General features: G+C 63.9%; 22 protein-coding genes. 20 read left to right on the top strand and 2 right to left on the bottom strand.

The window, feature by feature from the left end:
• Positions 1–14: 14 nt before the first annotated feature.
• Together ACFWHB_RS05665 and ACFWHB_RS05670 are read left to right on the top strand one after the other, a co-directional pair.
• Positions 15–1,580 carry an ATP-binding protein gene (locus ACFWHB_RS05665; RefSeq protein WP_042649490.1) on the top strand — a complete coding sequence of 522 codons (1,566 nt, stop codon included), beginning with the start codon at positions 15–17 and terminating at the stop codon, positions 1,578–1,580.
• Between the two features lie 3 nt (positions 1,581–1,583).
• Entirely contained in the window at positions 1,584–2,276 is a 693-nt protein-coding gene (locus ACFWHB_RS05670) for a response regulator (RefSeq protein ID WP_395949638.1), read from the top strand.
• A 77-nt stretch (positions 2,277–2,353) separates the two neighbouring features.
• Here the strand turns inward: ACFWHB_RS05670 and ACFWHB_RS05675 are convergent, their stop codons facing one another.
• On the bottom strand, positions 2,354–3,241 hold the full coding sequence (locus ACFWHB_RS05675) for a DMT family transporter (protein WP_290027620.1): 888 nt from the start codon (positions 3,239–3,241) through the stop codon (positions 2,354–2,356).
• Positions 3,242–3,337: 96 nt separating this feature from the next.
• On the opposite strand from ACFWHB_RS05675, the gene ACFWHB_RS05680 reads away from it, so the two are divergent.
• Positions 3,338–4,132: an AraC family transcriptional regulator gene (locus ACFWHB_RS05680; protein ID WP_290027621.1), complete on the top strand. Its 795-nt coding sequence runs from the start codon at positions 3,338–3,340 to the stop codon at positions 4,130–4,132.
• 60 nt (positions 4,133–4,192) lie between these two features.
• Here the strand turns inward: ACFWHB_RS05680 and ACFWHB_RS05685 are convergent, their stop codons facing one another.
• Positions 4,193–5,710, bottom strand: a complete 1,518-nt coding sequence (locus ACFWHB_RS05685; RefSeq protein WP_106886117.1) for an acetaldehyde dehydrogenase ExaC — start codon at positions 5,708–5,710, stop codon at positions 4,193–4,195.
• 290 nt (positions 5,711–6,000) lie between these two features.
• Between ACFWHB_RS05685 and ACFWHB_RS05690 the strand changes: the two genes are divergently transcribed.
• The 17 genes from ACFWHB_RS05690 to ACFWHB_RS05770 all read left to right on the top strand — a co-directional run bounded on the left by ACFWHB_RS05690 (position 6,001) and on the right by ACFWHB_RS05770 (position 23,576).
• Positions 6,001–7,656, top strand: a complete 1,656-nt coding sequence (locus ACFWHB_RS05690; RefSeq protein ID WP_395949639.1) for a sigma-54-dependent Fis family transcriptional regulator — start codon at positions 6,001–6,003, stop codon at positions 7,654–7,656.
• Positions 7,657–7,973: 317 nt separating this feature from the next.
• Positions 7,974–9,254 (top strand): GGDEF domain-containing protein, encoded by a 1,281-nt coding sequence (locus tag ACFWHB_RS05695; RefSeq protein ID WP_395949640.1) that lies wholly within the window; start codon positions 7,974–7,976, stop codon positions 9,252–9,254.
• Positions 9,255–9,385: 131 nt separating this feature from the next.
• Positions 9,386–9,796 (top strand): VOC family protein, encoded by a 411-nt coding sequence (locus tag ACFWHB_RS05700; RefSeq protein WP_395949641.1) that lies wholly within the window; start codon positions 9,386–9,388, stop codon positions 9,794–9,796.
• A 102-nt stretch (positions 9,797–9,898) separates the two neighbouring features.
• Positions 9,899–10,588 (top strand): phosphate regulon transcriptional regulator PhoB, encoded by a 690-nt coding sequence (gene phoB, locus ACFWHB_RS05705; protein ID WP_041206225.1) that lies wholly within the window; start codon positions 9,899–9,901, stop codon positions 10,586–10,588.
• An 8-nt stretch (positions 10,589–10,596) separates the two neighbouring features.
• Entirely contained in the window at positions 10,597–11,892 is a 1,296-nt protein-coding gene (gene phoR, locus ACFWHB_RS05710) for a phosphate regulon sensor histidine kinase PhoR (protein ID WP_395949642.1), read from the top strand.
• 290 nt (positions 11,893–12,182) lie between these two features.
• Complete coding sequence (locus ACFWHB_RS05715; protein ID WP_025327848.1) at positions 12,183–13,157, top strand: PstS family phosphate ABC transporter substrate-binding protein; 975 nt, start codon at positions 12,183–12,185, stop codon at positions 13,155–13,157.
• Positions 13,158–13,321: 164 nt separating this feature from the next.
• Complete coding sequence (locus ACFWHB_RS05720; protein WP_042648620.1) at positions 13,322–14,131, top strand: M48 family metallopeptidase; 810 nt, start codon at positions 13,322–13,324, stop codon at positions 14,129–14,131.
• Complete coding sequence (locus ACFWHB_RS05725; RefSeq protein WP_395949643.1) at positions 14,119–14,625, top strand: GNAT family N-acetyltransferase; 507 nt, start codon at positions 14,119–14,121, stop codon at positions 14,623–14,625. Before ACFWHB_RS05720 ends, ACFWHB_RS05725 begins: the two co-directional genes overlap by 13 nt.
• Before the next feature lie 110 nt (positions 14,626–14,735).
• Positions 14,736–15,638 (top strand): ROK family protein, encoded by a 903-nt coding sequence (locus tag ACFWHB_RS05730; RefSeq protein ID WP_395949644.1) that lies wholly within the window; start codon positions 14,736–14,738, stop codon positions 15,636–15,638.
• A gap of 41 nt (positions 15,639–15,679) precedes the next feature.
• Entirely contained in the window at positions 15,680–16,405 is a 726-nt protein-coding gene (locus tag ACFWHB_RS05735; protein ID WP_025327844.1) for a copper homeostasis protein CutC, read from the top strand.
• Positions 16,406–16,593: 188 nt separating this feature from the next.
• Positions 16,594–17,205, top strand: coding sequence for an FKBP-type peptidyl-prolyl cis-trans isomerase (locus tag ACFWHB_RS05740; RefSeq protein WP_139744978.1), 612 nt, complete (start codon positions 16,594–16,596; stop codon positions 17,203–17,205).
• Positions 17,206–17,350: 145 nt separating this feature from the next.
• On the top strand, positions 17,351–18,232 hold the full coding sequence (locus ACFWHB_RS05745) for an ABC transporter ATP-binding protein (RefSeq protein ID WP_395949645.1): 882 nt from the start codon (positions 17,351–17,353) through the stop codon (positions 18,230–18,232).
• A 174-nt stretch (positions 18,233–18,406) separates the two neighbouring features.
• Positions 18,407–19,420: an ABC transporter permease gene (locus ACFWHB_RS05750; RefSeq protein WP_395949646.1), complete on the top strand. Its 1,014-nt coding sequence runs from the start codon at positions 18,407–18,409 to the stop codon at positions 19,418–19,420.
• Complete coding sequence (locus ACFWHB_RS05755; RefSeq protein ID WP_106886124.1) at positions 19,417–19,716, top strand: DUF2845 domain-containing protein; 300 nt, start codon at positions 19,417–19,419, stop codon at positions 19,714–19,716. Before ACFWHB_RS05750 ends, ACFWHB_RS05755 begins: the two co-directional genes overlap by 4 nt.
• A 481-nt stretch (positions 19,717–20,197) precedes the next feature.
• A complete protein-coding gene (locus ACFWHB_RS05760) occupies positions 20,198–21,217 on the top strand; it encodes an amino acid ABC transporter substrate-binding protein (RefSeq protein ID WP_106886125.1) in 1,020 nt (339 codons plus the stop codon).
• 67 nt (positions 21,218–21,284) lie between these two features.
• Complete coding sequence (locus tag ACFWHB_RS05765) at positions 21,285–22,472, top strand: amino acid ABC transporter permease (protein WP_234571033.1); 1,188 nt, start codon at positions 21,285–21,287, stop codon at positions 22,470–22,472.
• Between the two features lie 9 nt (positions 22,473–22,481).
• Positions 22,482–23,576 carry an amino acid ABC transporter permease gene (locus tag ACFWHB_RS05770; protein ID WP_395949647.1) on the top strand — a complete coding sequence of 365 codons (1,095 nt, stop codon included), beginning with the start codon at positions 22,482–22,484 and terminating at the stop codon, positions 23,574–23,576.
• Position 23,577: the final 1 nt, after the last annotated feature.

The raw sequence follows: 23,577 nt of genomic DNA on the forward strand, positions 1-23,577 counted from the left end.
TGCAAGGTTAATCGATGAAACTGCGCCACCAACTGGTCACCCTCTCCCTCGGGCTGTCACTGCTGCTGATCCTGATCCTGGGTGGGCTGCTCGCCCTCTTCATCCGCCACCTGCTGGAGAGCAACCTGGAGGAGAAGGGGAGCGATCTGGCCCGGGTGCTGGCGGCGGACAGCCGGGTGGTGCAGGCCCTGCAGCAGGGCAATGATCCCGGCCTGCGGGACTATGTGCAGGGGATCTGCAGCCGCACCGATGCCGCCTACATGGTGGTGACGGACGAGCACGCCCGCCGCCTGAGCCACCCTTCTCCCGAGCTGGTCGGTGCGACCTTCCGTGGCGAGGACATCTGGCCGGCGATCCAGGAGCGGCGCAGCTACTGCTCCAGGGACAAAGGCACGCTTGGCCCGGCCATCCGCTGCTTCTCGCCTGTGATAGGGGCGGACGGACGCGCCATAGGCGCGGTGGCGGTGGGCTATCTGATGCGGACTGTGGAGGGCATCTATCTGGAGCGGATAGCCCTGCTCATCAGCGCCATCGGTGCCGTGCTGGGCTGCGGCCTGCTGCTGGCGCTCTGGTTGCAGCACCGGCTGCGGCGCACCCTGCTGGATCTGGAGCCGGAGACCATAGTCAACCGCTTCGCCCAGCAGGATCTGGTGCTGGAGGGCATCTCGGAGGGGATAGTGGCCCTCGATGGCAACCATCGCATCAAGATGCTCAACAGCGCGGCCTTCTACCAGTTGCGGCTACCTGGCACCGGCCGCCACGCCCTGCTGGGGCAATCCCTGGCCGAGCTGGCCCCCAGCCTGTTGCCAGCCCTGAACCAGCAGGGGGGGGTGAACTTCACCGTGCAGGGGGAGGCGTTCGTCGGTCACTGGCAGGATCTCAGCGGCCGCGAGCCGGGCCGCATGCTGATCTTCAGCCGACCGGATGGCACCGGCAGCCTCGGCATGCAGGTGACCCATCTGCGCCAGTATGCCGAGATGCTGCGGATCCAGACCCACGAGTTCGCCAACAAGCTGAGCAGCCTCTCCGGCCTGCTGCAGCTCGGTCATGTGGATCAGGCGGTGGAACTGATCCAGCAGGAGAACGAGGCCTGCCAGACCATGCTGCAGGATCTGCTGCGCTCCATCGAGAACAAGCCGGTGGCCGGCCTCATCCTCGGCAAGTTCAGCCGGGCGCGGGAGCTGGGGGTCGAGCTGGTGCTGGATCCCGGCTCGGCCCTCGGGGAGTACCCGGCCGAGGTGTCGGCGGATCTCATCACCTGCATCGGCAACCTGCTGGACAACGGCATCAGGGCCGCCTGGGCGAACCGCCAGCGGTGCGCTCCCCGGGTGCTCATCTCGGTGGATGACTTCGGGCGTCGGCTGGTGATCGAGGTGGAGGACAGCGGTGAGGGGGTGGACGAGGCGCTGGCGGATCACCTGTTCGACTATGGGATCAGCCGCCAGACCGGCGATCATGGCGTAGGTCTCTTCCTGGTCAAGAAGACGGTGGCCCGCCGTGGGGGTGTGATAGAATGGCGCCGCACCGCCGAACAGACCACTTTGTTCGGTATCTATTTGAATAAAAACCAATTGGTGTGAGTCATGAAGCCAATTTTCACTCTTGTTATCGAGGACGACGAGCGGATCGGCGCCATCCTGGCCGAGCTTATCTCCTCGACCCCGGGCTACTCCCTGCTGGGGCGGGCCGAGAGCCTGGCCCAGGCCGATCTCATGATGCGTGCCGCCGAACCCCAGTTGCTGGTGGTGGACATCTCCCTGCCGGACGGCTCGGGTCTCGAGTGGGTGAACCGGCTGCGCAGCCACAATCGGGAGGTCTTCGTGGTCATGGTGACCGCCTCCTGCGACGTGGAGACCATACAGCAGGCCCTGAATCTCGGTGTGCAGGACTACATCATCAAGCCGCTGCGGTTGTTTCGCATCCAGCAGAGCCTGGACGAGATCCTGACCCTGCATCGCCGCCTGTGCGAGCGCGGCCTGCTGGAGCAGAGCGATCTCGATCGCCTGATGGGCAAGGGGCGCATTCAGCCGAGGGAGGTGCGCGACACCCCCAAGGGCATAGACGCCATCACCTTGCGCCAGGTGCTGGAGCTGCTGGCGGGGGAGCCGGACACCGCCTTCTCCACCGATACGGTGGCGCTGCGCCTGTCGCTCAGCCGCACCACGGCGCGCCGCTACCTGGAGTTTCTGGAGTCCGAAGACAAGCTGGACGTGGATCTCAACTACGGCCAGCGCGGTCGCCCAGAGCGGCGCTACCACTGGCGCCGGAGCAGCTGAGGCCGCTCTAACCCGCTGATGAAAGAAGGGAGCCCGAGGCTCCCTTCTTTCATTGCGCAGCAACGGCGTTCGCCGGCTTATGCCCCTTCCACCAGGGCGGGGCGTGCCCTCGGCTTGAACTGGGAGATCATGACGCCGGTCAGGATCAGGCCGCCGCCTATCAGGTGATGGCCATGGATGGGCTCCCCCAGGGAGATGACGGCGATCAGCGCCGTGCACAGGGGCATCAGGTTCATGAACACAGAGGTGCGCTCCGCCCCCATGCTTGCCAGGCCGCGCATCCAGCAGTAGGCCGCCAGCAGGGAGGAGGCGAGCCCGGCGAACAGCACCAGACCCCAGCCTTCGGCGGGCACCGCCAGGGAGTCCGCACTCAGGGCGACCGGGATCAGCAGCAGCACCGCCAGCAGGATCTGCAGATAGAGGTTGAGCCAGGGGCCGAACGGCAGTTGCCAGCGGCGGATCAGCAGGCCATAGAGCGCATAGCTGGCGGAGCCCAGCAGCATGAGGCCATCCCCCGGATTGATGCCGTCGTGCAGCAAGGCCAGGGGGTTGCCCTGACCCAGCAGCCAGAGCACCCCGAACAGGGAGAGGCTCATGCCGAGCAGCGCCTGCTTGCCCGGGCGCTGGCCGAAGAAGAGGGCGCTCTGCAGCAGGGTCAGCAGCGGTATGAGGGAGCCGATGACCCCCATATTGGTGGCCGAGGTGCTGTGGGCGGCGTAGTAGGCCAGGCACTGGTAGAGCACCATGCCAAGGGCCGCCAGCACCAGCAGCTTGCCGAGCCAGGGGCGGATCTCGGCGCGGCGGCGCCACAGTTGCGGCAGGCAGAAGGGGGAGAGCGCCAGGGCGGCGATCACCCAGCGGTAGAAGGAGATGGCGGCGGGATCCAGCACGCCGGCGGCGGCCTTGGAGACCACTGTATTGGCGGCCCAGATCAGGATGGCGAGCAGGGGGAAGAGAAAGGGCATAGGCACTCCTTGATACGATGACGAGAGTCTAGCCTTGTCTTGAACGATGCAAGTAGCGTAAATAAGACATGTCATAACCGCTTTGGGACAATCTTCATGGGCAGCCTCACCCTGGCCGAGCAGGATCGCCTACTGGCCGACCCCAACCCCCTCTATTTTCGCTACCGCCAGATCCAGGGGGGCAACGCCTGCGCCGAGCATACCCACCCCTGGGGCCAGCTCAGCCTCATCAGCCTGGGGGTCATGGTGGTGGAGGTCGGGGGAGAGCGACTGGTGGCGCCGGCCGACTACCTCATCTGGGTGCCGGCCAACCTGCCCCACAGCGCCTTCAACGAGCAGACCCTGGACTACACCTCCATCTACGTGAGCCACGCGCTGGCTCCGCGCCTGCCAAGGGACCCCCAGTTGCTGGAATTGACCCCCTTGCTGCGGGCCCTGCTGGAGGACTTTACCCAGCGCCGGGTCGGCCATCTGGAGGACGAGTGGGACGCGCGCCAGGGGGAGCTCTTCATCGAGAAACTGGCCCGCACCCGCTGCCAGCCGAGCTACCTGCCCCAGAGTCGCGACCGCCTGCTGGCCCCGCTGCTGGCCGCCCTGCACGCGGCTCCCGAGGACAACCGCACCCTGGCCGAATGGGCCAAGGTCTTGCACACCACCGAGCGCACTCTGGCGCGGCGTTGCCAGAAGGAGCTGGGCATGAGCCTCGGCCAGTGGCGCACCCGGCTGCGCATGGTCAAGGCGCTGGACTGGCTGCGGGGGGAGATGCCGGTGCAGGAGATAGCCTGGCGCCTCGGTTACACCTCGACCTCGGCCTTTATCGCCATGTTCCAGCGTGAGCAAGGATGCGCCCCCCAGCGTTATCGCCAGCAACTGGGCCAGCCAGGGGGCTGATGAGCCTGGTGGAAAAAGAGAGGGCGCCCGCAGGCGCCCTTGTCATCAGAGGTGGCAGGATCAGAAGAAGCCGAGGGGGTTGATGTCGTGGCTCACCAGCAGGTTCTTGGTGTTCTGGTAGTGGTCCAGCATCATCTTGTGGGTCTCGCGGCCTATGCCTGACTTCTTGTAGCCACCGAAGGCGGCGTGGGCCGGGTAGGCGTGGTAGCAGTTGACCCAGACCCGGCCAGCCTGGATGCCGCGCCCCATGCGCCAGGCCAGGTTGCTGTCCCGGGTCCAGAGCCCCGCCCCCAGGCCATACTGGGTGTCGTTGGCAATGGCCAGGGCATCCGCCTCGTCCTTGAAGGTGGTGACCCCGAGGGCCGGCCCGAAGATCTCCTCCTGGAACACCCGCATCTTGTTCTGACCCGAGAAGATGGTGGGCTGGATGTAGAAGCCCCCCTCAAGGCCGCTCACCTTGGCCGGGCCGCCGCCTATCAGCATCTTGGCCCCCTCGCCGCGGCCAATCTCCATGTAGCTCAGTATCTTGTCAAACTGCTCCCGGGACGCCTGGGCGCCCACCTGGGTGGCTGTGTCCAGGGGGTTGCCCTGCACTATGGTGCGGGCGCGGGCCAGCACCCTGTCCATGAAGTCGTCATAGATGCTGGCCTGCACCAGGGCGCGGGAGGGGCAGGTGCACACTTCGCCCTGGTTGAAGAAGGTCATCAGCATGCCTTCCACCGCCTTGTCGATGTAGCTGCTTTCATGCTGCATCACGTCGGCAAAATAGATGTTGGGGGACTTGCCGCCGAGTTCGACTGTGGAGGGGATCAGCTTGTCGGCGGCGCAGCGCAGTATATGGGCGCCGACTTCGGTCGAACCTGTGAAGGCGAGCTTCTGGATCCTGTCGCTGGTGGCCAGCGCCTGACCTGCCTCGGCGCCGAAGCCGTTGACCACGTTGACCACGCCGGGAGGCAGTATGTCCTTGATGAGATCCATCATCAGCATGATGGTGACCGGGGTCTGTTCGGCGGGCTTGAGCACGCTGCAGCAACCGGCCGCCAGCACAGGGGCCAGCTTCCAGGCCGCCATCAGCAGCGGGAAGTTCCAGGGGATGATCTGGCCGACCACGCCTATGGGCTCCTTGAAGTGGTAGCTGACGGTGTGCTGATCCAGCTCGGCGGCCGAGCCCTCCTGGGCACGGATGCAGCCGGCGAAGTAGCGGAAATGATCCACCACCAGCGGCAGGTCGGCGGCCAGGGTCTCGCGCACCGCCTTGCCGTTCTCCCAGGTCTCGGCGACGGCGAGCACCTCTATGTTCTGCTCGATGCGATCGGCGATGCGCAGCAGCAGGTTGCTGCGCTCGGTGACGCTGGTCTTGCTCCAGCTGGCAAAGGCCTTGTGGGCGGCGTCCAGCGCCAGCTCGATGTCGGCGGCGTCGGAGCGGGCCACCTCGCAGAACACCCGGCCATCCACCGGCGAGACGTTCTCGAAATAGCGGCCGGCGCGGGGGGCTACCCAGTCGCCACCGATGAAGTTGTCGTAACGGGACTTGAAGCTGACCAGGGCGCCTGCCTGACCGGGAGCGGTGTAAATCATCTCATCATCCTTATGTGTGTGGTCCTGACCGGCCCGGGGCCGGTGACCAGCTGCTATCGCAAGGGCCGTGCCAGAGGGTCTGACCAGCGGGATAAAAGTTAATAAAACGTTATCAAACGGGGTGCGGCGGCGTATCTTGATTAACCAGTGACCCCGGCCGTGGCGATGAGACTGTGCCGTTTCTGGACAGTGGTCGTGACACTGTGCCCTTTGTGAACAGGAGGCGTGATGAGCGAGTTACCCCAATCCAGCCCCGGCCCTATTCATGTTCTGTATGAACAGGAGGCGTGATGAGCGAGTTACTTCAATCCAGCCCCAGCCCGATCCAGCGCTCCTGGCAGCGCTGCCTGCATCAGGGCCTGCTCCGCCAGCAGAGCGCCGAGCTGGACTTGCTGCCCCAGGGAGAGCTGTCGGCCCGCCAGGAGCAGCACAGAACGCTTATCACCTGCTTCCAGCGCTTCGTGTTGCCGCTGTTTGCCCAGTTGCTGGCGGGCAGGCCCTGTCGCCTGCTGCTGTGTGACGGCGAGGGGGCCATTTTGGCCGCCAGCGGTGACGATGGCTTCGCCCGCCACGCCGAGCGGATCTTCTTGCGCAGCGGCGCCCGCTGGGGGGAGGCGAGCAAGGGCACCAATGCCATAGGCACAGCGCTCGCCGAGCAGAGCGAGGTACAGGTGCTGGGGGCCCAGCACTTCTTCGCCCAGCACAGCTTCCTCAGTTGCAGCGCCTGCCCCCTGCTCGGGCCGGACGGGCAACTGCTCGGGGTGCTCGACATCTCCACCGATGCAGCCCACCACGACGGCGACATGCTGGGCACTGTGCGGCTCCTGGCCATGACCCTGGAAAACGCCCTGCTGGCGCGTCAGCCGGGCTGGCTGGTGGATCTCGATCCCCAGAGTCTCTGGTCCGCCCGCCTGTTGCTGGGGGAGGGGGGCGAGCTGCTCGGGGCCAACCGGGCCGGACGGCTCTGGCTCGGCCAGCACCCGTTTGACGGCAAGCAGCTGCTGCGGGATCGCCGCGGCCTGCGGCTGGAGCCAGAACCTGTGGTGATTCAAACCGAAAACCAGCCCCAGCCAGCCGTTACCGCCGGGGTGCCTCTCAAGATGCTGGAGCGGGGCATCTCGCTGCTCATCGAGGGGGAGACCGGCAGTGGCAAGGAGCACCTGGTGCGTGCCCTGCACAGTCAGTCGAGCCGACGGGACAAGCCCCTGGTGTGCGTCAACTGCGGCGCCCTGCCCGCCGAGCTGGTGGAGGCCGAGCTGTTTGGCTATGTGGGCGGGGCCTTCAGCGGCGCCCGCAGCCAGGGCAGCCAGGGTTATCTGCGCGCCGCCCACGGCGGCATCCTGATGCTGGACGAGATCGGCGAGTTGCCGCTGCTGGCCCAGACCCGGCTGCTGCGGGTGCTGCAGGAGCGCAGCGTGACGCCGGTTGGCAGCCACAAACCAGAGCCGGTGGATTTCTGGCTGGTCAGCGCCAGCCACCGGGATCTGGCGGCCATGGTGCAGGATGGCGGCTTTCGCGAAGATCTCTATTACCGCATCTGCGGCTGGCGCCAGCAGCTTGCGCCGCTGCGGGCCTGGCCCCAGGGCGAGCGCCTGGGACTGATCCGGCGCCTGCTCTCGGAGATGGACCCGGCCCTGCAACTGACGCCGCAGGCGGAGCGGCAACTGCTGGCCCACCCTCTGCCCGGCAACGTGCGCCAGCTCAAGCAGGCGCTAGAGGTGGCCTGCGTGCTGGCGGAAGGGCAGGGTTGGATTGAACCCGCCCACCTGCATCTGCCCGAGGTGGTCGCCATGCCGGCTCCCCGAGGCGCCACCACCTTGCGCGAACAGAGCCGGCTGCGGGTGCAGCAGACCCTGACGGAGTGTGGCGGCAACGTGAGCGAGGCGGCGCGCCGCCTTGGCATCAGCCGCACCACCCTCTACCGGGCGCTGCGGGAAGAGGGATAGGGGTGTTGCCGCACCGCTTGCTTGTGTAGACTGGGGCTCTGCGATGATTTTTCTTTATTTTTCCATGGCATGGAGCGCTCAGTGGTGAAAGGAATGATGACATCGGGAACCCGTTTCCCCAGGAGCTGGCGTCCGCCTCTTGCGGTGCAATGCCGACAGGATTCAGCCCGGCGGATGGCAGGCGACGCCCTGCACACGGGCTGAGCCGACCAATGCCCCGGCGCCCATGAGGGCGCGTGTAATAACCTTGGATCTGGATCAGCACGGTGCAGAATTACAAGGTGTAGAGTAAAAGCTCTTTTTCAGGTGTGATCGTCATGACCCCATCCTATTCCCGCGTGACCAATATGTTGTTCTGGAGCCTGCTGCTCGGCAGTCTGCTGGCCATACTGGTGTTCGAGTTCGGGCCAGAGCGGCGGCTGGACATCCTGAGTCAGGCCAGCCTGGCCGCCAGGGCCCAGGATGATCGCGCCCATGGCGGCCAATCGGTCACCACGCTGATCCCTGGGGGCGACAAGCCCGCCATCGACTGCAAGCTGCGCGCGGGCCACAGCTCCCCCTTCTGTGAACTGATCCTGACCCTGTCTGCCCCCGAGTGGGGGCTGGATCTCTCCCACTTCAGCGGCGTGCGGGTCAAGCTGAGGGTGGAGGGGAGCGAGCCGCAGAGCTGGCGCCTCTATCTGCGCAACTATGATCCCGCCTACTCGATAGCCGGGGACGAGATCTCCCACAAGTTCAACGAGGTGCTCTTTCGTCCCGACGATTACGGCCGCATCCAGGACATCCCCCTCAAGGTGTTCGCCCCCAGTTCATGGTGGGTGCAGCAGTACCGGATCCCGCTGGCGCAGCAGGGGGCGGATCTGCACCATGTCTATGCCATCGAGCTTGCCACAGACGACAGGATGCAGCCCGGGGACTACAGGTTGATCCTGGAAAAGCTGGAGTTCTATGGCCGCTGGGGCAAGCCGGGGGACTTCTACCGCCAGCTGCTGCTGGGCTGGCTGATATACGGAATACTGCTGTTTCTGACCCAGTACCTGCTGATGGGAGACAAGCTGCGCAAGGCTCGCGAGGCGCGGCTGGCGGCGGAGGCGCTCAGCCAGAGCCTGTCCGAGCAGTACCGCCGCACCGAGGAGGAGGCCCGCTACGATCCCCTGACCGGGGCCCTCAACCGGCTCGGTGGCGAGAAGCTCTTGAGCGAACTGGGGGAGATGCCGCTCTCCTTCATCTATATCGACATCGATCACTTCAAGGGGGTCAACGACACCCACGGTCACCCCATGGGGGACGAGGTGCTCAAGCACATGGTGAGCGAGCTGCTGCGCCATTGTGACAGCCTGTGCCGCCTGGTGCGCTGGGGAGGAGAGGAGTTCGTGCTGGTCTGCCTGCACTATGAGCAGGCGAGGGCAGAGCGGCTGGCCGAGCGGCTGAGGGGGGGGCTGGAGGCCTACAGGGACTGGCCCCTCGGGCTCAGGATCACCGCCTCCTTCGGGGTGGCGGAGCGGCGCGGGGACTCCCTTGAGCTGACCCTCAAGCGAGCGGACGAGGCGCTCTATCAGGCCAAGGAACGGGGGCGCAACCGGGTCGAGGTGGGCTAGGGCGCAGCCCTGCCCACCGACTAAGGGCCTTGCCTTCGCTAAGGTGATTGCGGCTGGAGCCTCGGCCTCCCAGCCGTTATGATGCGCGCCAGCCGGGGCGCGGGGCCCCCTCATCAGTCAAGGAGTTTCCCATGTCCCAACACCTAGGTGCCCTGACCCTGCTGGTGGCCGACTACGATCAGGCCATTCGCTTTTTTACCCAGGGGCTCGGATTTGAGCTGCTGGAAGACACGCCCCTCGACGAGCCGGGCAAACCGGGCAAGCGCTGGGTGCGGGTCGCCCCGAAAGGTGTCCCAGGGTCGGCCCTGCTGCTGGCCCAGGCTGCCAATGCGCAGCAGCAGGCCGCCATCGGCCAGCAGGGGGGCGGCCGGGTCTTCCTGTTTCTCGAGACCGACGACTTCTGGGGCGACTACCAGCGCATGCAGGCGTACGGCGTGCATTTTTGTGAACAGCCCCGCCACGAGCCCTATGGCAACGTGGTAGTGTTCGAGGACATCAGTGGCAACCGCTGGGACCTGCTGCAACGCATTGCTGCCAACTGAATCTGAAAACGTTTATCATCCCGCCTGTCATAAAGTCATAAAAGTGTCACAGAAAGTTCTAATAATTGGCGCACCCATCTTCACAGAGGAGAGAGAAGGGATATGGCTAAGCGAATTCTGGTGGTCGAGGACGAGGCACCAATCCGCGAGATGCTCTGCTTCGTGCTCGAGCAAAAAGGATATGAGACGGTTGAGGCAGAAGATTATGCCGATGGACTGGCGAAGGTGCGTGAACCTTACCCCGAGCTCATCGTACTGGACTGGATGATGCCAGGCGGCAGTGGCATCCAGTTCATCAAGCAGCTCAAGCAGGACGAGGTGACCCGCCAGATCCCCGTGGTGATGCTGACCGCCCGTGGTGAGGAAGAGGACAAGGTGCGCGGCCTCGAGGCGGGCGCCGACGACTACATCACCAAGCCGTTCTCTCCCAAGGAGCTGACCGCCCGGCTGCACGCCGTGATGCGCCGGGTCTCCCCCACCTCGGTGGACGAGGTGATCGAGGTGCAGGGGCTCAAACTGGATCCTGTCTCCCACAGGGTCAGCGCCGAGGAGAAGGCGCTGGACATGGGGCCGACCGAGTTCAAGCTGCTGCACTTCTTCATGACCCATCCCGAGCGGGTCTACAGCCGCGAGCAACTGCTCAACAACGTCTGGGGCACTAATGTGTATGTGGAAGACAGGACGGTGGACGTGCACATCCGTCGTCTGCGCAAGGCGATCGAAGAGACCGGGCACGACAGATTGATCCAGACGGTGCGTGGAGCCGGATACCGCTTCTCAACCCGTCTCTAGGGGATAACATGTTGCAACCTTACGCCTGGCGGCGACAGTTGTGGCGAATGGCGTTCTTCTACGCCCCCTTCGTCTTGGTAGGTTGGTTGATAGAACACCTCTCCCTCTGCCTGCTGGTGGCGACCGTGCTGCACCTGGGCTGGCACTACCGCTTCCAGAAGCGGCTGTCGGACTGGCTGTGGCACGATCGCAGCCTGGTGCCGCCCCATGGCAGCGGCAGTTGGGAATACATCTTCAATGGCATTTACAAGTTGCAGCAGCGCCACCGTGCCCGGCGCCGCGAGCTGGCGGGGCTCATCCGTCGGTTCCGGGAGGGGGCCGAGGCCCTGCCCGATGCCGCCGTGGTGTTTCGCACCGACGGCAGCATCCTATGGTGCAACCGGCTGGCGGAGCAGTTGCTCGGTTTTCGCTGGCCCGAGGATGCCGGCCAGCACATCGGCAACCTCATCCGTCATCCCGGTTTCGTCGCCTACCTCGGCAAGGGGCAGTATGACGAGCCGTTCGAGATGAGCTCCCCCATCAACGAAGAGAAGTTTCTCGAGTTTCGCATCATGCCCTATGCCGAGGATCAGGCCATGCTGGTGGTGCGGGACGTGACCCGGCTGCGCAGCCTCGAGAAGACCCGCAAGCACTTCGTCTCCAACGTCTCCCACGAGCTGCGCACCCCGCTCACAGTGCTAAAGGGGTACCTGGAGATGACCGAGGAGCCACCGCCCCCCGCCATGTGGGCCAAGGCGCACAGGGTGATGATGGAGCAGACCATCCGCATGGACAACCTGGTCAATCAGCTGCTCACCCTGTCGCGCATCGAGGCGGCCCCGACCGTGGATCTCTCCCATCTGGTGGACATGCCCGCCATGCTGGGGCTGCTGGAGCAGGAGGCGCGGGCCCTGTCGGGAGAGAATGCCCATCAGATCGAGTTCCAGGTGCAGCCCAATCTGTTCGTGAAGGGGGACAGGGACCAGCTGCGCAGCGCCGTTTCCAACCTGGTCTACAACGCCATTCATTACACCCCGGCCGGTCGCAAGATCACTGTGGAGTGGCGCAAGCAGGGGGCCATGGCGCTTTTTGTGGTGCAGGACCAGGGGGAGGGGATAGCCCCGGAGCACCTGGCGCGGCTCACCGAGCGCTTCTATCGGGTCGACAAGGCGAGATCCCGCCACACCGGCGGCTCCGGCCTTGGCCTCGCCATCGTCAAGCATGCCCTGAGCCATCACGATGCCCAGCTCGAGATAGAGAGCCGGGTCGGCCAGGGCAGCCGTTTCAGCTTCCTCATTCCTGCCAGGATGGTGGTGGTAAAATAGTCTTTATTGACAACTGGTTAGCAATAAAAAAGGGGGCGGCGAGAGCGGCCCCCTTGGCATTTGTTCCGCGCTGGGCCCATGTCATCAAAGTGTCATATAAATTCCATAAATTTGTCACTGCCAGGTCAGATACTGGCGCCGTCTTAAGAACAGACCCAGCGTCACCTTGGGAACGAGGGGACGGAATACAACTCAACAAGCTGACTGACGCAGTCAGCTTGATCACCGCAAGACAGTGTTAATCGGCGCCATGTATTGGCAATTGCCTTCTGTAACTTTGGAGAGATTGGATGAAACTCAACAAACTGGCTGGTGTAATCGGATTCACCGCAGCAACCCTGTTTTCTGTCAGCGCCCTGGCTGCCGGTGTGGATAAAGATCTGCCGGATTACACCCCGACCAGTGGCATCTCGGGCAACCTGTCCTCTGTCGGCTCGGACACCCTGGCCAACATGATGACCCTGTGGGCCGAAGAATTTAAGCGCGTCTACCCCAACGTCAACGTGCAGATCCAGGCCGCCGGTTCTTCCACTGCCCCGACCGCACTGACCGAGGGCGTCGCCCAGTTTGGCCCCATGAGCCGTGCCATGAAGGCCGGTGAAGAGGAAGCATTCGAGAAGCGCTACGGCTACAAGCCGACCGCCATCCGCGTCGCGGTCGATGCCCTGGCGGTGTTCGTGAACAAGGACAACCCCATCAAGGGGCTGACCATGGAGCAGGTTGACTCCGTCTTCTCCAGCACCCTCAAGTGCGGCGAAGCCAAGGCCGCCACCAAATGGTCCGATCTGGGTCTGGATGGCAACTGGTCCAGCAAGGACCTGCAACTGTTCGGTCGCAACTCTGTCTCCGGTACCTATGGCTACTTCAAGGAGCACGCCCTGTGCAACGGTGACTTCAAGAGCGGCGTGAACGAGCAGCCGGGCTCCGCCTCTGTGGTGCAATCCGTCTCCGCTTCCCTGAACGGCATCGGCTACTCCGGTATCGGCTACGTCACCTCTGGCGTGCGCGCCGTACCGCTCTCCAAGGATGGCAAGACCTTCGTTGAAGCGACCGCAGAGAACGCCTTGACCGGCAAGTACCCGCTGTCGCGCTTCCTGTACGTTTACGTGAACAAGGCTCCGAACAAGCCGCTCTCCCCGATGGAGCAAGAGTTTGTGAAGATGATGCTCTCCAAGGCCGGTCAGACCATAGTGGCGAAGGATGGCTATGTGCCGGTCCCCGCCAAGATTGTCCAGGCCGACCTGAAGAAGCTGGGTATCATGTAATCCCGCTTTCGCTCAGCAGACAAACTAGCCTCCAAACGAGCCCAAGCGGGCTCGTTTTTATTTTGGCGCCACGGGATCTTTTTGGTCGCATGGGGTGGCGCCTGGCTTGCACCGGACGGCGGCATTCCCGAGAATAGGGCAACTTCACGGTAAAGGACCCTCTCATGCGTGCATCTTCCCTGTCCAAATTCGGCCTGGCGGCCTTGTGCAGCGCCCTGCTGGCCAGTTGTGCCCAGTCGCCGACCGGCCGCAGCCAGATGCTGCTCTTCTCCCCCCAGCAGATGAACCAGCTGGGGGCCGACTCCTTCGAGCAGATGAAGAAGCAGGAGAAGGTAAGCAAGGATGCCAAGGTGAATGCCTATGTCTCCTGCGTGGCCAAGGCGGTCACCGCCCAGGTGCCTGCCAGCTATGGCATCACCAGCTGGGAGGTGGTGGTGTTTGACTCCAAGGAGGTCAACGCCTTCGCCCTGCCCGGGGGCAAGATCGGCGTCTACAGCGGCCTGCTCAAGGTCGCCAAGAATCAGGATCAGCTCGCCACCGTCATCGGCCACGAGCTGACCCACGTGCTGGCACAGCATTCCAACGAACGCCTCTCCCGGGATCAGCTGACCGGCATAGGGCTGGCGGTGGCCGATGCCGCCATCGGCAGCAGCCAGGGGGGCGGTGCCACCATGGCGGCGCTCGGGCTCGGGGTTCAGGTGGGGATCGCCCTGCCCTATGGCCGGGCTCAGGAGAGCGAGGCCGACCGGTTGGGGCTGGATCTGATGGCTCGCGCCGGCTTCAATCCGGCCGAGGCGATTCCCCTGTGGCAGAACATGAGTGCCGCCGCCGGGGGCAAGGCGCCGCCCCAGTTGCTCTCTACTCACCCGAGCGATGAGAACCGCATTACCGAGTTGCAGGCCCAACAGGCTCAGGCAGAGCCCCTGTATCGGCAGGCCCGTGCCGCTGGGTTGACTCCCCAGTGCAAGGCATAACACTGCGTCTGGCCCGTCCCGCCGATGCCGCCGCCATGACGGTGATGCAGCGGGCCAGCTGGCTGGCGGCCTATGGTGGCGTGCTCGGTGAGGATCTGCTGGCCCAGCTGGCGGTCACCGAGCATCTGCAGATCTGGCGCCGCCGGCTCGCCGAGCTGGCCCCCATCCCCATGCTGCTCTGTCAGGACGAGGTCGTCATCGGCTTGCTCTATTGGCACCCTGTCCACGAGGAGGGGCTGATGACGGCGCGCATCCGGGCGCTCTATCTGCACCCGGATCACTGGCGTCGGGGCCATGGCAAGCGGCTGTGGCAGGCGGTGGCGGTGCAGATGCGCCGGGCCGGTTGCGAGTGCGTCAGGCTATGGCTGCTCGATGGCAATCACATCGGCGAGGGGTTCTACCTGCGTCGCGGCTTCGTGTTTGACGGCCAGGAGCGCACCCTGACGAGCCTGGGACAACCCTGTCTGCAGCGGCAAATGTTCCGTTTGCTTTGAGCTGGCTCCCGTTTTTCGCCCATGGTTACTTTATTTTTTTTGCGAATTAATACAATGTGCCCCATCTGGACAGACTGAGGTGACTAGGTTCACCGGCAAGGGAGTGTGGCATGTATTACGGATTTGATATTGGTGGCACCAAGATTGCCTTCGCTGTGTATGACGGAGGCCTGAATCTCTGTCACGAAGAGCGCATGAGCACTCCCGGCAATGATTACGAGGGGCTGTTGCAGCTGATCCTGACGCGGGTCGAGGCGGCGGACGCCCGCTTCGGCGCGAAAGGCGCCGTCGGCATCGGGTTTCCCGGCATAATCAATCGCCTGGATGGGAGCATAGTGGCGGCAAACCTGCCCGCCATTCACGGTCGTCATCTGGGCGCGGATCTGGCCAGCCGACTGGCACGCACCGTCAGCGTCGACAACGACGCCAACTGCTTCCTCTGGTCCGAAGTGCACCAGGGGGCCGCCGCCGCGGCCGAGAGTGCGCTGGGAGTGACCATTGGCACCGGCATAGGTGGCGCCGTCTATCTGGCGGGCAAGCTCATCCAGGGCCGCAACTGGCTGGCGGGGGAGATAGGCCATTACCCGCTGCCGGCCACCATATTGATGAAGTATCCCGACCTGCCCCGTCCCCGCTGCGGCTGTGGCCGCCTGGTCTGTTTCGAAACCTACGCCTCGGGCACCGGCCTGGAGCGGCTCTATCACCACTTCAACGGCGAGCGCGCCAGTGGTCACCAGATAGTCGCCCGTGCCGAGGCCCGGGAATCCGCGGCGCTCTCGGCCATCGACTGCTGGCTGGAGATCCTGGCCGCCGGGCTCGCCACCGCCATCTCGGTGATAGACCCCGAGGTGGTGGTGCTGGGGGGCGGCCTCAGCGGGCTGCCTGCCCTGTATGAAGAGCTGCCCAAGCGTCTGCCCGGCCACCTGCTGCCCGGCGTCGCCCTGCCGGCTATCCGCCAGGCCCGCTTCGGCGGCGCCGGTGGCGTGCGTGGCGCAGCCCTGCTGAATTTATGAGATCAGGCACTGGGTCTGATCTCCCCGGATAAGGAGTCATCATGACCCGTCTTGAAATCTGCATCGACAACCTGGAATCCCTGTTCACCGCCCAGCAAGCCGGGGCGGATCGCATCGAGCTCTGCTCTGCGCTGGGACTGGGCGGTCTCACCCCCTCCTATGGTTTCATGCAGCAGGTGGCGCGCCACGCCACCATTCCCGTCTACGCCATGATCCGCCCCCGTGCCGGGGATTTCTGTTTCAGTGCCGCCGAGTTCGAACTCATGTTGCTGGACATCGCCGCCGCCCGGGCAGCAGGCTTGCAAGGTGTGGTGGTGGGTCTGCTGGACGAGGGGGGCAGAGTGCCTGCCGCCCAGTTGCAACAACTGGTCGAGGCGGCCGGTCCCCTGGGGGTCACCTTCCATCGCGCCATCGATCTCAGCTCCAACTGGCGCGCCGATCTGGAGACCATAGTGGCAGCCGGCTGTGAGCGTATTCTGAGCTCCGGCCATGCCCCGACCGCCCTGGCGGGTCTGGAGACACTGCAGGCGATGCAACAGACCCTGGCGGGCCGCGCCAGCCTGATGCCCGGCGCCGGGGTCAATGCGGACAACGTGCGCACCATACTCGAGTTCACCGGGGTGAGCGAAGTACACATGTCCGGCATGGGCTGGCGCGGCGGCATGGTGCCCCACGGCGTCAACATGGGTACCTCGGACGATGGCCGGGTCAATATCACAGACGGCGCCAAGGTGGCAGCGGTGCGGGCCCTGCTGGATCGCGCCTGAGTCAGCCTGTGGTTGTCGTCTCCTCTCCCTTCTCCCCTTGCGGGAGAAGGGCCGGGGATGAGGGGGATGTGAACTCTCTCCCACCGGCGGGGAAATCAGGGCCGGCGCCGGCAGCACCCCGGGAAAAAGTCTGATATCATCCCGTCTCTTTTACATGCCTCATTACTTGGATCTGGAGCTACATCTCAATGTCCCAATACGACTCTATCGAACAGAAGGCCAGCTATGGCATCGGCCGCAACATGGGTGATCAACTGGCGCAGCAAGCGTTCGCCGGTCTGGATATCCCGGCCCTGCAACAAGGTCTGGCAGATGCCCTGAATGGTCTGGAGTTCGCGGTCAGCCGTGACGATATCAATGATGCCTTCCAGGTCATCACCGCCCGCATGCAGGAAGAGCAGGAAGCCGTTGCCAAGGCCGCCGCCGCCGATGGCGAAGCCTTCCTTGCCGACAACGCCAAGCGCGCCGACGTGAAAGTGACCGACTCCGGTCTGCAATACGAAGTCATGGTAGAAGGCAAGGGCGCCGTGCCTGTGGCCGGTCAGTCCGTACGCGTGCACTACCACGGTACCTTCACCCACGGTGGCGTGTTCGACAGCTCTGTTGCACGCGGCCAGCCTGCCGAGTTCCCGGTCACCGGCGTCATCGCCGGTTGGGTGGAAGCGCTGCAGATGATGCCGGTTGGCTCCAAGTGGAAGCTCTACATTCCGCAGGATCTGGCCTACGGTGCCCGTGGCGCCGGCTCCATCCCGCCCTACTCCGCACTGGTATTCGAAGTGGAGCTGCTGGACATCCTGTGATCCGGCTGGCGTGATGCAAACGGCGACCCCTGGGTCGCCGTTTGTTTTTGCGCGCTGCCACGCCCAGGTGGATGAGCCATGGTCTTCTCGGAAGATTTGGATATAGTCAGGACGTCGCACTCTCGGCCACCCAGGGAGACAGGCCATGGCCGCCATCATAGAAGTCGTCGATCTCATCAAGCACTTTCCCGGTGTCAGGGCGGTGGACGGACTCAGCTTTGCCATTCCCGCCGGTAGCTGTTTCGGCCTGCTCGGTCCGAACGGGGCGGGCAAGACCACCACCATAGAGCTGCTCGAGGGGATCCTCACCCCGGACAGCGGCCAGATCCTGTTTCATGGCGCCCCCCGTGGCCCCGACTATCGCTCCCGCATCGGCATCCAGTTCCAGCACACCGCGCTGCAGGATTTTCTGACGGTGCGTGACACCCTGCGCCTGTTTGCCAGCCTCTATCCCAACCCCCTGCCACGGGAGCTGCTCATCGATCTATGCGCCCTTGGCGAGTTCATCGACAGGGACAGCCGCAAGCTCTCCGGCGGCCAGCGTCAGCGCCTGCTGCTGGCCCTGGCCCTACTCGGCGACCCTGAACTGCTGTTTCTGGACGAGCCCACCACAGGGCTGGATCCCCAGGCTCGTCACCACTTCTGGCAGCGGATCGAGGCGATCAAGGCCCAGGGCAAGACGGTGGTGCTCACCACCCACTACATGGACGAGGCGCAGCAACTGTGCGATCGCATCGCCATCGTGGATCACGGTCATCTGCTCAGCCTGGACACGCCGGCGGCCCTGCTGGCGCGGCACTTCGACGGCGTGCTGGTGCGCCTCTCGGATCACCCGGCCCTCGCCAGCCTGGGTTATCCGCTGCGGCCCCATGGCGAGCAGGTGGAGCTGAGCTGCCCCGACGTGGCGGCCTTGCTGCCACGGCTGCTGAGTCTGGGGGTACCGCTGACCGGCATGCAGGTGCGCTCCCCCAATCTGGAAGATCTCTTCCTGCACCTGACCGGCCACAGCCTCCGGAGCGGCGCATGAAAAATCCCATCAAGCGCAGTGTCGTTGCGCTCTGTTACCCGCGAGCCTTGTCATTTCGACGGGGTTCTAGCTCGAGGAGGGGAACATGAAGGGCGCCATCAAGCGCAATGTCGTTGCGCTCTGTTACCCGCAAGCCTTGCCATTTCGACGGGGTTCGAGCCCGAGGAGGGGAACATGAAGGGAGCACTCAAGCGCATAGGTGCCCTCTTTTACGCCCGCACCCTGGAGTTCGTGCGCGACAGGGCGGCCCTGGTCTGGAACCTGCTTTTTCCGCTCTTGCTGGTGATCGGCTTCTCCCTCATCTTCTCGGGCCCCCCCAAGCCGCTGGTGCAGATAGGGGTGGTGGGGGAGCTGACGACGGCCTATCAGCCCCTGACCCATATCCCGCTGCTCAAGCTGATCCCCTATGGCGACGAGGCGAGGGGCGTCCTCAAGGTGCGCCACCATCAGCTGGACTTGCTGCTGGCACCGGCGCGCGGCCACTACTGGGTCAACCCGGATGCCCCCCAGGGGGCCATGGCCGAATACCTGCTGCGCCAGGCGGTGCACGAGCCCTTGCAAAGAGAGGCCCTGAGCGGACGGGCCATCCGCTATGGTGACTGGTTGCTGCCCGGGGTGATCGGCATGAACCTGATGTTCTCCGGCCTGTTCGGGGTGGGGTTCGTCATAGTGCGCTATCGCAAGAACGGGGTGCTCAAACGCTTGCGAGCGACCCCGCTGTCGGCGGCCGAGTTTCTCTGCGCCCAGTTGCTGTCGCGGGTGCTGATCACCCTGGTGGTGAGCCTGCTGGTCTTCCTGGTGGCTTACTGGCTGCTGGATGTACCCCTGCTCGGCTCCGGCTGGCTGCTGCTCTTTATCGCCCTGGTCGGCGGGACCGCCATGGCCTCCCTCGGGCTGCTCATCGCCGCCCGCATTCAGAACGAGGAGCTGGCGAGCGGTTTGCTCAATCTCATCAGCTTGCCCATGATGTTCTTATCCGGCGTCTGGTTCTCGCTGGAAGGGTCTCCCCCCTGGTTGCAGGCCGTGGCAGCCCGCTTGCCCCTCAGCCAGATCATAGAGGCGGCCCGCGCCGTCATGCTGGAAGGGGCGGGCTGGCAGGCGGTGGCGGGGATGCTGGCCCAGGTCATGGTGTTTGCCCTGGTGTGCATCACGCTAGGGGCGGCGTTATTCAAATGGAGCGCAAAATGAAGCCAATACTGTGGTTGCTGCTGGTGGCGACGCTGCCGGTGGATGCCGGCACCCTGCGCTGCAAGAGTGCCCTGCTGACCGAGGGGGACACCACGGCCGAGCTGCTGATCCGCTGCGGTCAGCCGATGCTCAAGGAGGATCTGACCCGTTTTGAGGAAAACGGCTTCGGGGCGCGGATGACGGTCAAGTATGCCGAGCGCTGGACCTACAACTTTGGCAGGAGCGAATTCATGCAGTTCGTCACCGTCGAAAACGGCGTCATCACCGAGATTGAAGACGGTCCCCGCGGCGGTTGAACCACGTACCGATCTAGGGTCGGCGCTCCGATCTTGAGGCTCCTTATCCCGGCCTCGTTTCCTGCCAGAAGATAGGCTGCTTGAGCCTGTGCGCCCCCCGCCATAGCACCATATCGACGCCGCCCAATATTTGCCCCAGCTTCCCCGCGTTGGGGCTTGCCGAGAGAAAAGTGAGCCTGATGAGTCAGTTGGAGTCCGATTTCGCTGCCCCATCCCGGTGCGTCCTATTTTTTTGCGAAAATAATCCTCACAGTGGGAATGGCTTTTAACAGCAGGCTATTTGGTGAATAAGGGTCTACTTTTGATTCTGAGAGTGCATATCGCCCCGCGCGAACATTTTGTGCTGTTGCACCACTGTTGTGCCGGGTTGCACCGATTGACAGGTTTTTGAAGCGCTGGATAAGCTGCAAAAAAGCAGGGAAACGATGGCATCTTGCTCGGTTTGGGTGCCAATTCGAATCAAACCACAGGGAAGAGTGACATGAAGCAGATACACAAGGCGGGTATGGTGATAGTGCTGTCGCTGGCGGCAGCCAATGTCTGGGCAGAGGGTACTCTGGATGCCGTGAAGAAGAAGGGGTTTGTGCAGTGCGGGGTCGGTGATGGCCTGCCCGGGTTCTCCAACCCGGACGCCAAGGGCACCTGGACCGGGCTGGATGTGGATGTGTGCCGCGCCGTCGCGGCGGCCGTGCTCGGGGATGCCGGCAAGGTCAAGTATGTCTCCCTCACCGCCAAGGAGCGTTTCACCGCCCTGCAATCCGGTGAAGTGGACTTGCTGTCGCGCAACACCACCTGGACCCTGACCCGGGATGGCTCGCTGGGCCTGACCTTCGCCGGAGTGAACTACTACGATGGCCAGGGCTTCCTGGTCAACAAGTCCCTCGGGGTCAAGAGCGCCAAGGAGCTGGACGGAGCCGCCGTCTGCATCCAGTCCGGCACCACCACCGAGCTCAACCTGGCGGATTACTTCCGCGCCAACGGCGCCATGAAATATACCCCAGTGGTGTTCGACACCTCGGATCAGACCGTCAAGGGTTTCGAGGCGGGGCGTTGCGACGTGCTGACCTCGGATCAATCCCAGCTCTACTCCCTCAAGATCAAGCTGACCAAGCCGGAGGATGCCGTGGTGCTGCCCGAGGTCATCTCCAAGGAGCCGCTGGGCCCGGCGGTGCGCCAGGGGGACGAGCAGTGGTTCAAGGTGGTGCGCTGGAGTCTTTACGCCATGCTCAACGCCGAAGAGGCTGGTGTGACCAGCGCCAACGTGGACGAGATGCTCAAATCCACCAACCCGGACATCCGTCGCCTGCTGGGGCTGGAAGAGCCCAAGGGCGCTGTGCTGGGGCTGGATGACAAGTGGGCCTACAACATAGTCAAACAGGTCGGCAACTACGGCGAGTCCTTCGATCGCAACGTCGGCGCCGGCTCTCCCCTCAAGATCGACCGCGGCATCAACGCGCTCTGGAACAAGGGCGGCCTGATGTACGCGCCACCCATCCGCTAAATAGACTGCTGTCGGGGGGCCTGGCCCCCCATTTTCCCCTTGCCCTGGCTTTGTCGGAGTCATCCTCATGGCGATACAAGCATCAAACCATAGGAAAGAACAGGGCCGCTGGTGGTATGACGCTAAGGTGCGGGCGCAGATCTTCCAGTGCCTGGCCATTGCCGCCGTTCTCGCGTTTCTGTTCTACATCATCAACAATGCCCTGACCAATCTGGCGACCCGTGGCATCACCACTGGTTTCGATTTTCTGGGCAACACCGCCGGGTTCGGCATCTTGCAGAGCCTGATCCCCTACGACGAGACCTATACCTTCGGTCGCACCTTCGTGGTCGGCCTGCTCAATACCCTGCTGGTCTCGGTGCTCGGCATCCTGTTTGCCACCCTGCTTGGCTTCGTGCTCGGGATAGCGCGGCTGTCCCGCAACTGGCTGGTGGCCAAGATTGCCACCGTCTACATAGAGACCTTTCGCAACATTCCGCTGCTGCTGCAGATCTTCTTCTGGTACTTCTCGGTGCTGCGCACCCTGCCATCTCCCCGTGAGAGCGTGGAGCTGGGAGGGCTCGCCTTCTTGAACGTGCGGGGCTTCTATCTGCCCAAACCCTTGTTTGAAGAGGGATTTGGCTATGTGATCTGTGCCCTGCTGCTGGCAGTCGTCCTGAGCTGGGGGCTGAGCCGCTGGGCAAGGCGCCGTCAGGCACTGACCGGCAGGATCTTCCCGTTCTGGCGCTGTGTGGCCGCTCTGGTGATCCTGCTCCCCGCCATCGCCTTCCTGCTGGCAGGCAGCCCGCTCTCCTGGAGTGTGCCCATACTGCAAGGCTTCAACTTCCGGGGCGGCTTGACGGTACTGCCCGAGCTCGCGGCGCTGCTGCTGGCGCTCACCATCTATACGGCGGCCTTCATCGCCGAGATAGTGAGATCCGGCATACTGGCCATCAGCAAGGGGCAGACCGAGGCCGCTTCCGCCCTCGGGCTCTCGCCCACCAAGACGCTGCGGCTGGTGGTCATTCCCCAGGCGATGCGGGTCATCATTCCCCCGTTGACCAGCCAGTACCTGAACCTCACCAAGAACTCCTCGCTGGCCACCGCCATCGGTTATCCGGATCTGGTCTCTGTGTTCATGGGCACCACCCTCAACCAGACCGGGCAGGCCATCGAGGTGATCGCCATGACCATGGGGGTCTATCTCATCATCAGTATCACCACCTCAGTCCTGATGAACATCTACAACCGCAGGATGACGCTGGTCGAGCGCTAGGGAGCTGTCATGTTTGTGAACGAGTTGCAGGAGGCGTTGCCGCCTCCCAATCATCGCCGGGGGCTGGTCGCCTGGATCAGGCAGAACCTCTTCCCCAACTGGTGGAACGGCCTGCTGACCCTGGTGCTGGCCTATCTGCTGCTGCCACTGCTCTGGTCGGCGCTGGACTGGGCTATCTTCTCCGCCAACTGGCAGGGGAGCAGCCGTGCCGACTGCGTGCAGGGTGGTGCCTGCTGGGTCTTTATCGAGAGCCGTCTGGGGCAATATCTCTACGGCTTTTACCCGGTCGACCAGTATTGGCGCATCAATCTGGCCTTCGCCGGTCTGGCCGTGCTGCTGGCACTGCTGATCTGGCCGCGCACCCCGCGCAAGGGCTGGCTGGCGCTCTTCACCCTGCTGGTGTTCCCTGTCATCGCCTTCGTGCTGATCCACGGCGGGGCGGGTCTCGAGGTGGTGGAAACCAACCGCTGGGGCGGCCTGATGCTGACCCTGGTGCTGGCGGTGGTGGGCATAGTGGTTGCCCTGCCATTCGGGATCCTGCTGGCGCTGGGGCGCCGCTCCCACATGCCGGTCATCTCCAGCCTCTCCACCGTCTACATCGAGTTCTGGCGGGCGGTGCCGCTCATCACTGTGCTCTTCATGGCCTCCGTCATGCTGCCGCTGTTCATGACCAGCGAGGTGGAGCTCGACAAGCTGCTGCGGGCGCTTATCGGCATCATTCTGTTCCAGGCGGCCTACGTGGCGGAGGTGGTCAGAGGGGGGTTGCAGGCGATCCCCAAGGGGCAGTACGAGGCGGGTGAAGCCTTGGGGCTCTCCTACTGGAAGGTGATGGGACTGGTCATCATGCCCCAGGCCCTCAAGATCACCATTCCCTCCCTGGTGAACACCTTTATCTCCCTGTTCAAGGACACCAGCCTGGTGTTGATCATAGGGCTGTTCGATCTGCTGGCCATCTCCAAGGTGGCACTGGCGGATCCGGCCTGGCTGGGCTTCTCCACCGAGGCCTATGTGTTCATCGCCATGATTTTCTGGATGTTCTGTTTTGGCATGTCCCGCTACTCCATCTATCTGGAGCGCAAACTCAACACCGGTCACAAGCATTAGG

It is taken from the genome of Aeromonas mytilicola subsp. aquatica (genome assembly GCF_044336385.1).
In the GTDB taxonomy this organism is placed as follows: Bacteria; Pseudomonadota; Gammaproteobacteria; order Enterobacterales; family Aeromonadaceae; genus Aeromonas; species Aeromonas rivipollensis.

Excerpts from the sequence above, each read along its gene's own strand:
- ACFWHB_RS05665 (WP_042649490.1), top strand. The coding sequence starts at position 15 with ATGAAACTGCGCCACCAACTGGTCACCCTCTCCCTCGGGCTGTCACTG.
- ACFWHB_RS05670 (WP_395949638.1), top strand. The coding sequence starts at position 1,584 with ATGAAGCCAATTTTCACTCTTGTTATCGAGGACGACGAGCGGATCGGC.
- ACFWHB_RS05675 (WP_290027620.1), bottom strand. The coding sequence starts at position 3,241 with ATGCCCTTTCTCTTCCCCCTGCTCGCCATCCTGATCTGGGCCGCCAAT.
- ACFWHB_RS05680 (WP_290027621.1), top strand. The coding sequence starts at position 3,338 with ATGGGCAGCCTCACCCTGGCCGAGCAGGATCGCCTACTGGCCGACCCC.
- ACFWHB_RS05685 (WP_106886117.1), bottom strand. The coding sequence starts at position 5,710 with ATGATTTACACCGCTCCCGGTCAGGCAGGCGCCCTGGTCAGCTTCAAG.
- ACFWHB_RS05690 (WP_395949639.1), top strand. The coding sequence starts at position 6,001 with ATGAGCGAGTTACTTCAATCCAGCCCCAGCCCGATCCAGCGCTCCTGG.
- ACFWHB_RS05695 (WP_395949640.1), top strand. The coding sequence starts at position 7,974 with ATGACCCCATCCTATTCCCGCGTGACCAATATGTTGTTCTGGAGCCTG.
- ACFWHB_RS05700 (WP_395949641.1), top strand. The coding sequence starts at position 9,386 with ATGTCCCAACACCTAGGTGCCCTGACCCTGCTGGTGGCCGACTACGAT.
- phoB (WP_041206225.1), top strand. The coding sequence starts at position 9,899 with ATGGCTAAGCGAATTCTGGTGGTCGAGGACGAGGCACCAATCCGCGAG.
- phoR (WP_395949642.1), top strand. The coding sequence starts at position 10,597 with ATGTTGCAACCTTACGCCTGGCGGCGACAGTTGTGGCGAATGGCGTTC.
- ACFWHB_RS05715 (WP_025327848.1), top strand. The coding sequence starts at position 12,183 with ATGAAACTCAACAAACTGGCTGGTGTAATCGGATTCACCGCAGCAACC.
- ACFWHB_RS05720 (WP_042648620.1), top strand. The coding sequence starts at position 13,322 with ATGCGTGCATCTTCCCTGTCCAAATTCGGCCTGGCGGCCTTGTGCAGC.
- ACFWHB_RS05730 (WP_395949644.1), top strand. The coding sequence starts at position 14,736 with ATGTATTACGGATTTGATATTGGTGGCACCAAGATTGCCTTCGCTGTG.
- ACFWHB_RS05735 (WP_025327844.1), top strand. The coding sequence starts at position 15,680 with ATGACCCGTCTTGAAATCTGCATCGACAACCTGGAATCCCTGTTCACC.
- ACFWHB_RS05740 (WP_139744978.1), top strand. The coding sequence starts at position 16,594 with ATGTCCCAATACGACTCTATCGAACAGAAGGCCAGCTATGGCATCGGC.
- ACFWHB_RS05745 (WP_395949645.1), top strand. The coding sequence starts at position 17,351 with ATGGCCGCCATCATAGAAGTCGTCGATCTCATCAAGCACTTTCCCGGT.
- ACFWHB_RS05750 (WP_395949646.1), top strand. The coding sequence starts at position 18,407 with ATGAAGGGAGCACTCAAGCGCATAGGTGCCCTCTTTTACGCCCGCACC.
- ACFWHB_RS05755 (WP_106886124.1), top strand. The coding sequence starts at position 19,417 with ATGAAGCCAATACTGTGGTTGCTGCTGGTGGCGACGCTGCCGGTGGAT.
- ACFWHB_RS05760 (WP_106886125.1), top strand. The coding sequence starts at position 20,198 with ATGAAGCAGATACACAAGGCGGGTATGGTGATAGTGCTGTCGCTGGCG.
- ACFWHB_RS05765 (WP_234571033.1), top strand. The coding sequence starts at position 21,285 with ATGGCGATACAAGCATCAAACCATAGGAAAGAACAGGGCCGCTGGTGG.
- ACFWHB_RS05770 (WP_395949647.1), top strand. The coding sequence starts at position 22,482 with ATGTTTGTGAACGAGTTGCAGGAGGCGTTGCCGCCTCCCAATCATCGC.